The sequence below is a fragment of the Paraburkholderia tropica genome (assembly GCF_014171495.1).
Lineage (GTDB): Bacteria > Pseudomonadota > Gammaproteobacteria > Burkholderiales > Burkholderiaceae > Paraburkholderia > Paraburkholderia tropica.
In genome coordinates this window covers 1,996,320-2,010,552 of record NZ_CP049134.1, presented here as the reverse complement: position 1 = coordinate 2,010,552, position 14,233 = coordinate 1,996,320, and the positions used below count along the sequence as shown (strand labels likewise).

Genomic DNA, 14,233 nt, shown 5'->3' with positions numbered 1-14,233 from the left:
TACGCACCACTCGTCGCGCGCGCACGCCGGCTGGAACCGGCGTTCGCGCGCGCACGCTTTCAAGCACAATTGACTCAAGGATTGCCGGAGCATTCATCTCATGAAAACGCTGTTTTTGCAGGCCCCGTCGTATGACGGCTTCGATGGCGGCGCAGGTTCGCGCTATCAGGCGAAGCGCGAGATCCGCTCGTTCTGGTATCCGACCTGGCTCGCGCAACCCGCGGCGCTGGTGCCGCAGAGCCGCGTGCTCGACGCGCCCGCCGACGGTATCGGCGTAGAGGAAACGCTCAAGATCGCGATGGACTACGACCTCGTGATCATCCATACGAGCACGCCTTCGTTTCCGACCGACGCGCTGTTCGCCGAGGACCTCAAGAAGCGCAAGCCGTCGCTGCTGGTCGGCATGGTCGGCGCGAAGGTGATGGTCGATCCGCACAACTCGCTCACGGCGTCCGACGCCATCGACTTCGTCTGCCGCGAGGAATTCGACTACACCTGCAAGGAAATCGCCGAAGGCAAGCCTTTCCCCGAGATCAAGGGCTTGAGCTGGCGCGCGAAGGACGGCTCGATCGAGCACAACGAAGCGCGCCCGATCCTCGAAAACATGGACGAGCTGCCGTTCGTCGCGCCCATTTACAAGCGCGACCTGAAGATCGACAACTACTTCATCGGCTATCTGAACTACCCGTACGTGTCGATCTACACGGGGCGCGGCTGCAAGTCGCGCTGCACGTTCTGCCTGTGGCCGCAGACGGTCAGCGGCCATCGCTATCGCACGCGCTCGGTCGAGAACGTGATCGCCGAAGCGAAGTGGATTCGCGACAACATGCCCGAAGTGAAAGAGCTGATGTTCGACGACGACACCTTCACCGACGACCTGCCGCGCGCCGAAGCCATCGCCATCGGCCTCGGCAAGCTCGGCATGACGTGGTCGTGCAACGCGAAGGCCAACGTGCCGTACAAGACGCTCAAGGTCATGAAGGAAAACGGCCTGCGCCTGCTGCTCGTGGGCTTCGAGTCGGGCGACGACCAGATTCTCGTGAACATCAAGAAGGGCGTGCGCACCGACTTCGCGCGCCGTTTCAGCGCGGACTGCAAGAGCCTCGGCATCAAGATTCACGGCACCTTCATTCTGGGTCTGCCGGGCGAGACGCAGGAGACCATCAGGAAGACCATCGAGTACGCGAAGGAAATCAATCCGCACACGATCCAGGTCTCGCTCGCCGCGCCGTATCCGGGCACGACGCTCTACAAGCAGGCCGTCGAAAACGGCTGGATGGAAGAGAACAAGACCATCAATCTGGTGAGCAAGGAAGGCGTGCAGCTCGCGGCGATCGGCTATGCGCATCTGTCGCGCGAGGAGATCTATCACCACCTCGAACAGTTCTATCGCCAGTTCTATTTCCGGCCGTCGAAGATCTGGGAAATCGTCCGCGAAATGCTGACGAGCTGGGACATGATGAAGCGCCGTCTGCGCGAAGGCGTGGAGTTCTTCCGCTTCCTGCGCGCCCACGAGGCATGATGCAGCCGCCCGCGCGCGCGCTGATTTTCACCGCCGACGACTTCGGCCTGCACGAGCGGGTCAACGCGGCGGTGGAGCGCGCGCATCGCGACGGCGTGCTCAATGCCGCGAGCCTGATGGTGGCCGCGCCCGCCGCGGCCGACGCGGTGGCGCGCGCGCAACGCCTGCCGACGCTGCGCGTGGGCCTGCATCTCGTGCTGGCCGACGGCGCGTCGATGCTGCCGCGCGCGCGCATTCCCGCGCTCGTCGACGCGCAAGGCCGGTTCGGCGACAACATGGTGCGCGACGGCTTTCGCTTCTTCTTCCTGCCGCACGTGCGTGCGCAGCTCGCGCTCGAAATCCGCGCGCAGTTCGAGGCGTTCGCGGCGACGGGCCTCGCGCTCGATCACGTGAACACGCACAAGCATTTCCATCTGCATCCCACGGTGCTTTCGCTGATCCTGTCGATCGGCCGCGAGTATGGTTTGCGCGCGGTGCGTCTGCCGCTGGAAGCGGGCGCGCCAGCCGCGCTCAAGCCGTGGCTCGCGCTCGTGCGCGCGCGCCTCGCACGGGCGGGCATCGCGCATAACGATTACGTGGTGGGCATCGCGAACACGGGCGCGATGGACGAAGCCGTGCTGCTCGATGCAATCGCGCGCCTGCCCGCGCAGGGCGTCGGCGAAATCTACTGCCACCCGGCCGAAGCGCCGGCGGTGGGCGAGGGGCCGATCACCGCGTCGATGCAACGCTATCGCCACGCCGATGAACTCGCCGCGCTGGTCTCGCCGCGCGTGGCCGCCGCGCTCGCGCGTGCTGGCGTGCGTCACGGCGGCTTCACCGACGTGTTTTTCGATGGCGGCGATGGTCGCGACGGTCATGATGTTCACGCAGCGACGCGGCCGCGCGCCGGGCTGGCGGAGGGTCGGGCGTCATCATGAAGTGGCTTCAATGGCTGGGTTTGCCGGTCGGGATCGCGATCCTGATCGGCCTCGTGGTTCACGACGGCGCGCATGACGTGATGCGCGTGATCGGCGCGGCGGGTCCGGTGCTGCTCTGGCTCGTGCCGTTCCATGCGCTGCCGCTGCTGCTCGACGCGCACGCGTGGCGTCTGCTGCTCGACCGGCGCGCGCCGCTTGCCTTCCTCTGGTGGGTCGCCACGGTGCGCGAAGCCGTCAACCGCCTGCTGCCCGTCGTGGGCGTGGGCGGCGAGCTGGTCGGCATTCGCCTTGCGCGCTGGAAATTGCGCGAGCCGCACGAGGCGAGCGAGGTCACGGCGTCGGTGATCGTCGAGGTCTTCGTGACGATCGCCGTGCAGTACGCGTTTTCGGCGCTCGGCGTGGTGCTGATCGTCGCGGCGACCGGCGACGGCGGTTCGCTGCGCACCATCGTCACGATCGCGCTCGCGCTCGTGCTGAGCGCGCCGCTGCCCGTGCTCGCGATCGTGCTGCTGCGTCGCGGCGGCGTGTTCCATGCGATCGAGCGCTGGGCCGCGCGTCTGTTCGGCGAAGCAACGTGGCAGAAGCTCGGCATCGACGGCCAGCGGCTCGACGCCGATCTCGATGCGCTGATGTCGCGCACGGGCCTGATGTTCCGCGCGTTCTTCTGGCAGCTTGGCGGCTACATGCTGGGCGCGTTCGAAACCTGGTGGGCGCTCTCGCTGCTCGGCCATCCGGTCTCGGTCGGCGACGCGCTCGCCATCGAAGCCATCACCCAGGCGGTGCGCCACGCCGCCTTCATGGTGCCCGCGGGCCTCGGCGTGCAGGAAGTCGCCGTGGTGCTGCTCGCGCAACTGTTCGGCGTGAGTCAGGACGTGGCGTTCTCGCTCGCGCTCGTCAAGCGCATGCGCGAAGTGGTGTTCGGCGTGATCGCGCTGATTTCCTGGCAGGCCGCCGAGATCGTGCGCACGCGCCGCGCGCTGCACGGCGGCGCGCCGGAGCGCGTCGGGCTGCGCGCCGTTGCGCGCGTTGCCGAACCTTCGAAGCGGGCTTCGGGACACGACCGGCGTCATTGACGGTACATTGTGGCTATCCGGCGTGCGCCGGGCCTCGGGGCCGCGCACGCGCAAGCCCATGTTGATGCCGTACCCGAACATGCCTTCCCCATTCAGATCCACGCGGACGCTCAGCGCTGCGTGCGCCGCGCTGGCGGCGTTCACGCTCGCCGGCTGCGACGACCGCCAGTTCGACGCCATGCTCGATTCGCTCCGCCAGAGCTTCAAGACCTTCTTCGATTCGGTGAAGCCCGACGCGCTGCTGCTCAAGGGCCTCACGCCCGGCGTGTCCACGCTCGAGCAGGTGCGCGAGCAGATGGGCAAGCCGGAGACCGAGCGCCTGTTCGACGACGGCTCGCGCCGCCTCGAATATCCGCGCGGCCCGCAGGGCCTCAAGACCTTCATGGTCGACATCGGCCCGAACGGACGGCTCGTGGCCATCAGCCAGGCGCTCACGGCGGAAAACTTCGCGAAGGTGCGTATCGGCATGAGTCAGGACGAGGTGCGCGCGCTGCTCGGCAAACCGGGGCAGATAGCCGCCTACCGGCTCAAGCAGGAGACCGTCTGGAGCTGGAAATGGTACGAGGGCGGCGTGACGCCGGAGGCGTATTTCAACGTGCATTTCGGCCCGGACGGCCTGGTCTCGACGACATCGCGCTCGGACGTGATACGTGGACACTAAGGTGGGCACTAAGGTGGACACTAAGCGCGGACACTAAGCGCGGACATTGAACGAATCGGCGCAAAACACAGACAAAACGCCATGACTCTGAAACAAGACAGGCAACAGGCACGCGGGAGGCGGGCATGGTGACGCAACGACGACGCGCCCGCCGCGTGGGGCTCGTGCTGGGCGGCGGGGCGGCGCGCGGCTGGGCGCATATCGGCGCGATCCGCGCGCTGGAGGAAGCGGGCATCCGGCCCGATGTGGTCTGCGGCACCTCGATCGGCGCGCTGGTGGGCGCGGTCTATGCCAATGGCGATCTGGACTGGCTCGAGGACTGGGTCGGCAAGCTCACGTGGCAGACCGTGGTGCGGCTGCTCGATCTGCGCTTTTCGGGCGGGCTGCTGGGCGGGCGCAAGGTCATCGACCTGTTCGCGAAGCAGTTCAACGGCCGCGCGATCGACGACCTGAAAATGCCGTTCGCGGCGGTCGCGACCGAACTCGACACGGGCCGCGAGGTCTGGCTGCGCGAGGGCGGCGTGGTCGACGCGGTGCGCGCCTCGATTGCGATTCCGGGCATCTTCACGCCGATCTGGCACGACGGCGTCTGGCTCGTCGACGGCGGCCTCAGCAATCCGGTGCCGGTGTCCGCCGCGCGCGCGATGCGCGCCGACACGGTGATCGCCATCGATCTCAATCACGACATTCTCAATGGCCGCGATCTGGGCGGCGCGATCGACACGGTGCCGCGCGCGGTGCCGGGCGCCGCGCGCCGCGCCGTGACCGACGGCGTGTTGCCGGAAGCGGGCGAAGCGGCGGGCGACGTGACCGGCGCGAGTGGTATCACCGGCGCGGCCGACCCGGCGCCCTTGATGCGCAAGAACGGCAAGCGTTTTCCGGGCTGGCTGCAACCGTCGGGGCCGGGCGGGGCGGGCGGTCCGGACGTGCGCGTGGCGCCGCCGCCTTCGGCGCGGGTGCCGTCGATGCTCAGCTCGATCGCGCAAAGCATCGACATCATGCAGGTGCGCATCACGCGCAGCCGTCTCGCGGGCGAACCCGCCGATGTACTGATCCAGCCGCGCCTCGGCGGCATGGGGATTTTCGACTTTCATCGCGCCGGACCGGCCATCGCCGAGGGCCGCGCGGCGGTCCAGTACATGCTGCCCGCGATCCGCGCGCAGTTGGGGATCGACTGAGGAGGGCGGGCTCGACCGCCGCCTCGCGTCGGCGCCTGACATCCGCGGCATCGCGCCGTCTATCGAAAAAGCGACCCGAAACTTGTCAAAACGCCCCGCGGGCTTGCGCCTGGCGGGGCGTTGTCTTTGCAGCTTCCAAAAGCATCGCGCCCTGACAGTGCGGGCGAAACGCCGTCGCGCCGGGCCCGGCAGCCTGCGCCGACGCGAATTGTTGCAATGCAGCACGTGCGCCGGGCGCGTTTGAGCAAACAATTTGGCGCTGCGACGATCCGCGCCACTTCCCGGGCTTTTTCGCGCCCGGCATCTCGACCACGACTTCCCCGGAGACGCGCGTGATGCTTTACGGCTTTGGTCCGGTGCTGCTCGCCGGCACGATCCAGACGATCGAACTCTCGCTGCTGTCGCTGGGCGTGGCCGTGCTGCTCGGCCTCGCGGGCGCGGCGGCCAAGCTCTCGTTCAACCGGCCGCTCGCGGCCTGCGCGACGGCCTACACCACGCTGATCCGTTCGGTGCCCGATCTGGTGCTGATGCTGCTGCTGTTCTACAGCATCCAGATCGGCGTGAACGAGGCCACCGACGCGCTCGGCATGGCGCAGATCGACATCGATCCGTTCGTGGCGGGTGTGCTCACGCTCGGCTTCATTTACGGCGCGTATTTCACCGAGACCTTTCGCGGCGCGTTTCTCGCCGTGCCGCGCGGCCAGCTCGAAGCGGGCTACGCCTACGGCATGAGCGGCGCGCGCGTGTTCGCCCGCATCCTGTTTCCGCAGATGATGCGCTTCGCGCTGCCGGGCATCGGCAACAACTGGCAGGTGCTCGTGAAAGCGACGGCGCTGGTGTCGATCATCGGTCTCGCCGATGTCGTGAAGGCCGCCCAGGACGCGGGCCGCAGCACCTTCAACCTGTTCTTCTTCCTGCTGATCGCCGCGCTCATCTATCTCGCGATCACGACGATTTCGAACTTCGCGCTGATCTGGCTGGAACGCCGCTACTCGGCCGGCGTGCGCCACGCGCAACTCTGACACCGCAAGGGCACAAGCGATGAACGAAATCCTTCAGCAATTTGGCCGCGCGTTTCTCTACTGGGACGGCGAGCACGTCTCCGGCCTCGCCATGACGCTCTGGCTGCTCGTGGTGTCGGTGGCGTTCGGCTTCGTATGCGCGGTGCCGCTCTCGGTCGCGCGCGTTTCGCAGCGGCGCTGGCTGTCGATGCCGGTGCGCTTCTACACCTACGTGTTTCGCGGCACGCCGCTCTACGTGCAGCTTCTGCTGATCTACACGGGCGTGTACAGTCTCGCCTTCGTGCGCAGCGAACCGCTTCTCGACGCGTTCTTTCGCAGCGGACTGAACTGCGCGATCCTCGCGTTCGCGCTCAACACCTGCGCGTACACCACCGAGATTTTCGCCGGCGCGATCCGCGCGACCTCGCACGGCGAAGTGGAAGCGGCGCGCGCCTACGGCATGAGCCCGTTCACGATGTACTGGCGCATCGTTCTGCCTTCGGCGCTGCGCCGCGCGCTGCCGCTGTACAGTAACGAAGTGATCCTGATGCTGCACGCCACCACGGTCGCGTTCACGGCCACGGTGCCCGATCTGCTCAAGGTGGCGCGCGACGCCAACTCGGCCACGTATCGCTCGTTCGAGTCGTTCGGCCTCGCGGCGCTGATCTACTGTGCGGTATCGTGCGTGCTGGTGGCGCTGTTCCGCCGCGCGGAAAAGCGCTGGCTCGGCCATCTGGCCGTGCGCACGCGCTGAATCGCCTCGCACTGACGCGACATTTTTTGGAGACCATCTTGGCTCAGACGATGCAAACGACGCCTGCGGGCGAGAGCAAGCTGATCGCGCGCGACATCCACAAGCGTTACGGCGACAACGAAGTGCTCAAGGGCGTCTCGCTCGACGCGAAGAAGGGCGACGTGATCAGCATCATCGGCGCGAGCGGCTCGGGCAAAAGTACGTTCCTGCGCTGCATCAATTTCCTGGAGAAGCCGAACGCGGGCGAGATCGTCGTCGATGGCGAAACGGTGCGCACGAAAGCGGCCCGTGACGGCGGCCTCGAAGTGGCCGATCACAAGCAGCTTCAGCGCATCCGCACCAAGCTCGCGATGGTGTTCCAGCACTTCAATCTCTGGTCGCACATGAACGTGATCGAGAACGTGATGGAAGCGCCGCTGCACGTGCTCGGCGTGCCGCGCAAGGAAGCCGAGGAGCGCGCGCGCGAGTATCTGGAGAAAGTCGGGCTCGCCCCGCGCGTGGAAAAGCAGTATCCCTCGCATCTGTCGGGCGGCCAGCAGCAGCGCGTGGCGATCGCGCGCGCGCTCGCCATGCATCCGGACGTGATGCTGTTCGACGAACCGACGTCGGCGCTCGATCCCGAGCTCGTCGGCGAAGTGCTCAAGGTGATGCAGAAGCTCGCCGAGGAAGGCCGCACGATGATCGTCGTGACGCACGAAATGGGTTTCGCGCGCAATGTGTCGAATCACGTGATGTTTCTGCATCAGGGCCGCACCGAGGAGCAGGGCGCGCCCGCCGACGTGCTCGGCGCGCCGAAGAGCGAGCGCCTGCGCCAGTTTCTGTCGGGCAGTCTGAAATAAGCGACGCACGGCGTCTTCGCGCATGAACCAGGAAGGGAACGCATCCGCCGCTTCGGTGGCATCGACCACGCCAGCCGTCGCGCGCGCGAACCGCACGACGCAGGTGGCGATCGTCGCGCTGCCGCCGGTGTCGATGTCGGGCGTGGGCCCGATCGTCGACGCGCTCAATCTCGCCAACGAGATCGACGGCCGCGCGCTCTACCGCTGGCAGATGTACTCGTGGAACGGCCGGCCCGTGCCGCTCGCGGGCGGCGCGCAGTGGCCCGCCGACGGCACCTTCGGCGACGCGCTCGCGTGCGACTGGCTGATCGTCGTGACCGAGCGCTATCAGCAGTTCGCCGACTATCGCCTGTTTCTCGCGAGCCTCGCGCGCCTCGGGCCGCGCACGCCGCTCGTCACCGGCATTCATCACGGCGTCTGGTGGCTCGCGATGGCCGGGCAGTTGCAGGGCTATCGCGTGGCCGTGAACTGGGAGACGTACCAGCAGTTCGCCGAGCAGTTCGAGCGCACCATCGTCACGCAGCATCTCTACGAGATCGACCGCGATCGCGCGACCTGCGCGGGCGGCCAGGCGACGCTCGACTTCATGCTGGCGATGATCGGTCGCGAGCACGGCCCCGAACTCGTGGACCGCATCGCCGACGCGATGGGCGCGAGCACGCTGCGCGGCGGCGACGAGCGTCAGCGCATTCCGTTCGTGACCGCGCCCGGCGAGCGCCATCCGCGCCTGAACGACGCGCTCATGCTGATGGAAGCGAACATCGAGGATCCGCTCACGACCGACGAGATCGCCGGGCACGTGGGCGTCTCGCGCCGTCAGCTCGAACGCCTGTTCCGGCAGTATCTGAACGCGATGCCGTCGAAGTACTACCTCGGCCTGCGGCTCGCGAAGGCGCGCTCGCAGTTGCAGCGCACCAGCAAGTCGGTGGTGCAGATCAGCCTCGCGTGCGGGTTTTCGTCGGCGGCGCATTTTTCGAACGCGTATCGCGAGCGCTTCGGCGTGACGCCGCGCGAGGATCGCCGCAACTGGATCGAGCGCCAGCACGGCGGCGCGAATCCCGAGCCGCGCGCCGGGGCGCTGGTGGAGCCGCCCGAGCGTGATTGAAGCGTGATTGAAGCGTGATCGAGCCGTCGTGGAAGCGGGCGCGCTCGCCTGACCCGGCGCACGAAAATGGCTCATTCGGGACGGAAAACCCCGCCGCGCCGCCGCTGACGAAAAAACGCGTCGCGCCTGCGCAAGACGTTTGCAGCGCGGTTGCCTACACTGCAACCGATACTCGCTCGATTGAGCCCATTAGCATCCGGTTCGTACCCTAATCGCGCCTCGCGCGGCACGAGCCTGAATCGAGAACCTGAATCGGCACGCCGATTCGAGACCACAAGGATTCGCCATGAACGACCAGACTGTGAGCCGCCAGACCTTCGACGAAGTGATGGTGCCGTGCTTCTCGCCCGCGCCGTTCGTGCCCGACCGCGGCGAAGGCTCGCGCGTGTGGGACACCGCCGGGCGCGATTACATCGACTTCGCCTGCGGTATCGCCGTGACCTCGCTCGGCCACGCGCATCCGGAACTGCTCAAGGTGCTGCACGAGCAGGGCGGCAAGCTCTGGCACATCGGCAACGGCTACACTAACGAGCCGGTGCTGCGCCTCGCGAAGAAGCTCGAATCGCTGACGTTCGCCGATCGCGCGTTCTTCGCCAACTCGGGCGCGGAAGCCAACGAAGCCGCGCTCAAGCTCGCGCGCCGCGTCGCCTTCGACCGCCACGGCGAGCAGAAGGCCGAGATCGTCTCGTTCACGCAGTCGTTCCACGGCCGCACCTTCTTCACGGTGAGCGTGGGCGGCCAGCCGAAATATTCGGAAGGCTTCGGTCCGATTCCGCAAGGCATCATCCATCTGCCGTACAACGACATCGACGCCGCGAAGCGCGCGATCGGCCCGCAAACCTGCGCGGTGATCGTCGAGCCGGTGCAGGGCGAAGGCGGCGTGATTCCCGCCGATCCGGCCTTCCTGCGCGCGCTGCGCGAGGCCTGCGACGCGCACGGCGCGCTGCTGATTTTCGACGAAGTGCAAACCGGCGTGGGCCGCACGGGCACCTTCTACGCCTACGAGCAGACCGGCGTGACGCCCGACATCCTGACCACGGCGAAGGCGCTCGGCAACGGTTTCCCGATCGGCGCGATGCTCACGACCGAAGCCATCGCGGCGCACTTCAAGGTGGGCGTGCACGGCACGACCTACGGCGGCAATCCGCTCGGCGCGGCCATCGCGCACAAGGTCGTCGAGCTGATCAGCGACCCGGCGGTGCTGGCGGGCGTGCGCGCACGCGGCGAGACGATCCGCGCGAAGCTCGCGCACTTGAACGCGCGCTTCGACGTGTTCAAGGAAGTGCGCGGCCAGGGTCTGCTGATCGGCGCCGAACTGAACGCACGTTTCGCGGGCCGCGCGAAGGACTTCAACGGCGCGGCGGCGAACCGCGGCGTGATGATGCTGATCGCGGGCCCGGACGTGCTGCGCTTCGCGCCTTCGCTGATCATGCCGGCGGCCGATCTGGACGAGGGCTTCGCGCGCCTCGAACAGGCGTTCGAAGACGTGGTCGGCGCGCGCTGACCGGCGTTCATTCTCGATAACAGGACCGACGATGCTATTCGTTCGCCCCGCCAGGCTTGCCGATCTCGACGCGATCGCGCACATGGCCCGCACCGCGCAGCCCGTGCTGCATTCGCTGCCGCACGACCGCGCGGCGCTGGAAGCGCGCATCGCGCTGTCCGAGGATTCGTTTCGCGCGGACGTCGACTTTCCGGGCGAGGAGTTCTATCTCTTCGTGCTCGAAGATTCGGCGACGGGCCGGCTCGTCGGCACGTCGAGCCTGATCGCGGCGGCGGGCTACTCGGAGCCGTTCTACGCGTTCCGCAACGACGCGCTGATCCACGCCTCGCGCGAGCTGCACGTGAACCGCAAGATTCACGCGCTCACGATGTCGCACGAACTCACGGGCAAGAGCCGCCTCGCGGGCTTCTATATCGATCCCGCGCTGCGCGGCGACGCGGCGGCGCATCTGATGTCGCGCGCGCGCATGATGTACGTGGCGATGAACCGCCGCCGTTTCACGCCCGAGGTGTTCTCGCTGCTGCTCGGCGTGACCGACGACGCGGGCGCCTCGCCGTTCTGGGAAGCGGTGGGCCGCAAGTTCTTCGGGCGCGATTTCAAGGACATCGAAATGGCCTCGGGCGGCAGAAGCCGCACCTTCATCGCCGAAGTGATGCCCGCGTATCCGCTCTACGTGCCGCTGTTGCCGGAAGCGGCGCAGCGCGTGCTCGGCGAGCCCGATCCGCGTGCGCTGCTCGCGTACGAGATTCATCTCGAAGAAGGGTTCGAGCCCGACCGTTATGTCGATATCTTCGACGCGGGTCCGGTGCTCACGGCGCAGGTGGATCGCACGGCGTCGGTTGCGGGCAACGCGACGCGCGTGGTGCGGGAAAGCGCATCCGCGAACGCAGAGGTTTCTGAAACCTATCTGGTCGCCAGCCAGCAAGGCGGAGAGTTCCGCTGCGTGCTCGCCACGCTGCCGGTGCAGGAAGCGTCGACGTACGCGCCGCATGCGCCACACGCACCGCTGGCCCTCGTCGCCGACGCGCCGCTCGACGCCGCCACGCGCGCGGCGCTGAACGTGCAGGACGGCGCGCGCGTGCGCTGCGCGCCGCTGTATCGCGAGACGCCCGACAACGACAATTCGATGGGAGAAGCGCAATGATCGTGGTACGCGTCGTGCAGACGGGCGATGTGGACGCGCTCGTCGCGTTGGCCCAGGAAACCGGCCCCGGTCTCACGACCTTCAAGCCCGACCGCGAGGCGCTGGCCGCGCGCATCGAGCGCACGCGGCGCACGCTCGCGGGCGAAGCCGCGCCGGCCGAGGCGGGCTACTTCTTCGTGATGGAAGACACCGCGAGCGGCGACGTGGCGGGCGTCTGCGGCATCGAAGCGGCCGTGGGCCTCACGCAGCCGTTCTACAACTATCGCGTGAGCACGGTGGTGCACGCGAGCCAGGACCTCGGCATCTGGACGCGCATGCGCGCGCTCAACATCTCGCACGACCTCACCGGTTATGCGGAAGTGTGCTCGCTGTTCCTCTCGCCGCGCCATCGCACGGGCGGCATGGGCGGGTTGCTGTCGCGCTCGCGCTTCATGTTCATCGCGCAGTTCCGCGAGCGTTTTCCGGAACGCATCTGCGCCGAATTGCGCGGCCATTTCGACGACGAAGGCACCTCGCCGTTCTGGCGCGCGGTCGGTTCGCACTTCTATCAGATCGATTTCAATGCCGCCGATTATCTGAGTTCGCATGGCCGCAAGGCGTTTCTCGCCGAGCTGATGCCGCGCTATCCCGTCTACGTCGAACTGCTGCCCGAGGAGGCGCAGGCGTGCGTGGGCCTCACGCACGCGGACACGGTGCCCGCGCGCCGCATGCTCGAAGGCGAAGGGCTGCGCTACGAGAATCACGTCGATATTTTCGATGCGGGCCCCGTGCTCGAATGCCATATCGCCGATTTGCGCACGGTGCGCGAGAGTGTGGTGGTGCCCGTGCGCATCGGCGCGCAGACGGCCGAAGAGGGCGTGCGCTCGCTGGTCTCGAACACCTCGCTCGCGGATTTTCGCGTGGGTTTCGCGCCGGGTGTCGTCAGCGACGGCGCGTTCACGCTGAGCGCGCAGGAAGCGGCCGCGCTCGGCGTGCGCGAAGGCGAGCCGGTGCGCGTGCTGGGCGCCGCGCGGCGTCAGGGCGCGTGAACGTGAACAGGCAGCACGCGCGAGCAAAATAACAGGACGAGTCATGAACGAGCTTTTCATCGATGGGCAATGGTGCGCGGCCTCGGGCGCCGCGTTTGCGTCGCGCAATCCGGGCACGGGCGCGATCGTGTGGAGCGGCAACGCCGCCAACGAGGGCGACGTCGAGCGCGCGGTGAGCGCCGCGCGCCGAGCGTTCCCGGCGTGGTCGAATCTGCCGTTCGAGGCGCGCTGCGAGATCGTCAAGCGCTTCGCGGCGCTCGTCACCGAACGCAAGGAGCAGCTCGCCCAGGCCATCGGCCGCGAAACCGGCAAGCCGCTCTGGGAGGCGCGCACCGAAGCGGCGTCGATGGCGGCCAAGGTCGCGATCTCGATCACCGCCTACCACGAGCGCACCGGCGAAAAGCGCAGCGACATGGCCGACGGCGTGGCCGTGCTGCGTCATCGTCCGCATGGCGTGGTGGCCGTGTTCGGTCCGTACAACTTTCCGGGCCATCTGCCCAACGGCCATATCGTGCCCGCGCTGATCGCCGGCAACACGGTCGTGTTCAAGCCTTCTGAACTCGCGCCCGATGTTGCGCGCGTGACGGTCGAAATCTGGCGCGACGCCGGACTGCCCGCGGGCGTGATGAACCTCGTGCAGGGCGAGCGCGATACCGGCGTGGCGCTCGCGAATCATCGCCAGATCGACGGGCTGTTTTTCACCGGCAGCTCGAACACCGGCACGCATCTGCATCGCCAGTTCGGTGGCCGGCCCGAGATCGTGCTCGCGCTGGAGATGGGCGGTAACAATCCGCTCGTCGTCGCGCCTGTCGACGACGTCGATGCCGCCGTGCATCACGCGATCCAGTCGGCGTTTCTGTCGGCGGGGCAGCGCTGCACCTGCGCGCGCCGCATTCTCGTACCGTCCGATGGGTTCGGCGAGCGCTTTCTGGCGCGCTTCGTCGAGGTGTCGTCGCGCATCGCGGTAGGCGAGTACGACGCCGATCCGCAACCGTTCATGGGCGCGGTGATCTCGGCGCGCGCGGCGGGCAAGCTGATGGAAGCGCAAGCCATGCTGCTCGAACGCGGCGCGAAGGCGTTGCTGCCAATGACGCAGCGCGACCCGGCGCTCGGCTTCGTCACGCCCGGCATTCTCGACGTGACCGGCGTGGCCGATCTGCCCGACGAGGAGCACTTCGGCCCGCTCGCGCAGATCGTGCGCTACGCCGGTTTCGACGACGCCATCGCCCAGGCCAACAACACCGCCTACGGTCTTTCGGCCGGTCTGCTCGCCGACGATGCCGCGCTCTGGCAGCGCTTCTCGCGCGAGATCCGCGCGGGCATCGTCAACTGGAACCGGCCCACCAACGGCGCGTCGAGCGGCGCGCCGTTCGGCGGTCCGGGCCGCTCGGGCAATCACCGTCCGAGCGCGTACTACGCAGCCGACTACTGCGCATGGCCGATGGCCTCGGTGGAAAGCGCACAACTGCAGATGCCCGCGAGCGTTTCGCCGGGCCTTCAATTCTGA

The 14,233-nt window shown here is 67.5% G+C and carries 13 protein-coding genes; all 13 read left to right on the top strand.

What is annotated here, in order from left to right; genetic code table 11:
* Nucleotides 1-100: 100 nt before the first annotated feature.
* The 13 genes from hpnJ (at nucleotide 101) to astD (ending at nucleotide 14,233) form a co-directional block, all read left to right on the top strand.
* On the top strand, nucleotides 101-1,522 hold the full coding sequence (gene hpnJ / locus G5S35_RS09075) for a hopanoid biosynthesis associated radical SAM protein HpnJ (protein ID WP_065061184.1): 1,422 nt from the start codon (nucleotides 101-103) through the stop codon (nucleotides 1,520-1,522).
* On the top strand, nucleotides 1,519-2,439 hold the full coding sequence (gene hpnK / locus G5S35_RS09070; RefSeq protein WP_124260817.1) for a hopanoid biosynthesis-associated protein HpnK: 921 nt from the start codon (nucleotides 1,519-1,521) through the stop codon (nucleotides 2,437-2,439). Before hpnJ ends, hpnK begins: the two co-directional genes overlap by 4 nt.
* Nucleotides 2,433-3,512, top strand: coding sequence for a lysylphosphatidylglycerol synthase domain-containing protein (locus G5S35_RS09065; protein ID WP_065061186.1), 1,080 nt, complete (start codon nucleotides 2,433-2,435; stop codon nucleotides 3,510-3,512). The genes hpnK and G5S35_RS09065 overlap by 7 nt, the downstream gene beginning before the upstream one ends.
* Before the next feature lie 79 nt (nucleotides 3,513-3,591).
* Nucleotides 3,592-4,173 carry a hypothetical protein gene (locus G5S35_RS09060; RefSeq protein WP_183038831.1) on the top strand — a complete coding sequence of 194 codons (582 nt, stop codon included), beginning with the start codon at nucleotides 3,592-3,594 and terminating at the stop codon, nucleotides 4,171-4,173.
* Nucleotides 4,174-4,301: 128 nt separating this feature from the next.
* Entirely contained in the window at nucleotides 4,302-5,351 is a 1,050-nt protein-coding gene (locus tag G5S35_RS09055) for a patatin-like phospholipase family protein (RefSeq protein ID WP_110329369.1), read from the top strand.
* A 332-nt stretch (nucleotides 5,352-5,683) separates the two neighbouring features.
* Nucleotides 5,684-6,373 (top strand): ABC transporter permease, encoded by a 690-nt coding sequence (locus G5S35_RS09050; RefSeq protein WP_065061188.1) that lies wholly within the window; start codon nucleotides 5,684-5,686, stop codon nucleotides 6,371-6,373.
* A 19-nt stretch (nucleotides 6,374-6,392) separates the two neighbouring features.
* Complete coding sequence (locus G5S35_RS09045) at nucleotides 6,393-7,106, top strand: ABC transporter permease (protein WP_183038225.1); 714 nt, start codon at nucleotides 6,393-6,395, stop codon at nucleotides 7,104-7,106.
* Between the two features lie 50 nt (nucleotides 7,107-7,156).
* The gene (locus G5S35_RS09040; protein ID WP_065061245.1) at nucleotides 7,157-7,945 is read left to right on the top strand and encodes an ABC transporter ATP-binding protein; all 789 of its coding nucleotides are present in this window, start codon (nucleotides 7,157-7,159) and stop codon (nucleotides 7,943-7,945) included.
* 133 nt (nucleotides 7,946-8,078) lie between these two features.
* Nucleotides 8,079-9,050 carry a GlxA family transcriptional regulator gene (locus G5S35_RS09035; RefSeq protein WP_231957618.1) on the top strand — a complete coding sequence of 324 codons (972 nt, stop codon included), beginning with the start codon at nucleotides 8,079-8,081 and terminating at the stop codon, nucleotides 9,048-9,050.
* A gap of 286 nt (nucleotides 9,051-9,336) precedes the next feature.
* A complete protein-coding gene (locus G5S35_RS09030; protein ID WP_074986335.1) occupies nucleotides 9,337-10,554 on the top strand; it encodes an aspartate aminotransferase family protein in 1,218 nt (405 codons plus the stop codon).
* Nucleotides 10,555-10,585: 31 nt separating this feature from the next.
* Complete coding sequence (gene aruF, locus G5S35_RS09025) at nucleotides 10,586-11,698, top strand: arginine/ornithine succinyltransferase subunit alpha (RefSeq protein WP_074986333.1); 1,113 nt, start codon at nucleotides 10,586-10,588, stop codon at nucleotides 11,696-11,698.
* Nucleotides 11,695-12,726 carry an arginine N-succinyltransferase gene (gene astA, locus G5S35_RS09020; RefSeq protein WP_065061193.1) on the top strand — a complete coding sequence of 344 codons (1,032 nt, stop codon included), beginning with the start codon at nucleotides 11,695-11,697 and terminating at the stop codon, nucleotides 12,724-12,726. The genes aruF and astA overlap by 4 nt, the downstream gene beginning before the upstream one ends.
* A gap of 43 nt (nucleotides 12,727-12,769) precedes the next feature.
* Entirely contained in the window at nucleotides 12,770-14,233 is a 1,464-nt protein-coding gene (gene astD / locus G5S35_RS09015; protein WP_065061194.1) for a succinylglutamate-semialdehyde dehydrogenase, read from the top strand.

Excerpts from the sequence above, each read along its gene's own strand:
- hpnJ (WP_065061184.1), top strand. The coding sequence starts at position 101 with ATGAAAACGCTGTTTTTGCAGGCCCCGTCGTATGACGGCTTCGATGGC.
- hpnK (WP_124260817.1), top strand. The coding sequence starts at position 1,519 with ATGATGCAGCCGCCCGCGCGCGCGCTGATTTTCACCGCCGACGACTTC.
- G5S35_RS09060 (WP_183038831.1), top strand. The coding sequence starts at position 3,592 with ATGCCTTCCCCATTCAGATCCACGCGGACGCTCAGCGCTGCGTGCGCC.
- G5S35_RS09045 (WP_183038225.1), top strand. The coding sequence starts at position 6,393 with ATGAACGAAATCCTTCAGCAATTTGGCCGCGCGTTTCTCTACTGGGAC.
- G5S35_RS09040 (WP_065061245.1), top strand. The coding sequence starts at position 7,157 with ATGCAAACGACGCCTGCGGGCGAGAGCAAGCTGATCGCGCGCGACATC.
- G5S35_RS09035 (WP_231957618.1), top strand. The coding sequence starts at position 8,079 with ATGTCGGGCGTGGGCCCGATCGTCGACGCGCTCAATCTCGCCAACGAG.
- G5S35_RS09030 (WP_074986335.1), top strand. The coding sequence starts at position 9,337 with ATGAACGACCAGACTGTGAGCCGCCAGACCTTCGACGAAGTGATGGTG.
- aruF (WP_074986333.1), top strand. The coding sequence starts at position 10,586 with ATGCTATTCGTTCGCCCCGCCAGGCTTGCCGATCTCGACGCGATCGCG.
- astA (WP_065061193.1), top strand. The coding sequence starts at position 11,695 with ATGATCGTGGTACGCGTCGTGCAGACGGGCGATGTGGACGCGCTCGTC.
- astD (WP_065061194.1), top strand. The coding sequence starts at position 12,770 with ATGAACGAGCTTTTCATCGATGGGCAATGGTGCGCGGCCTCGGGCGCC.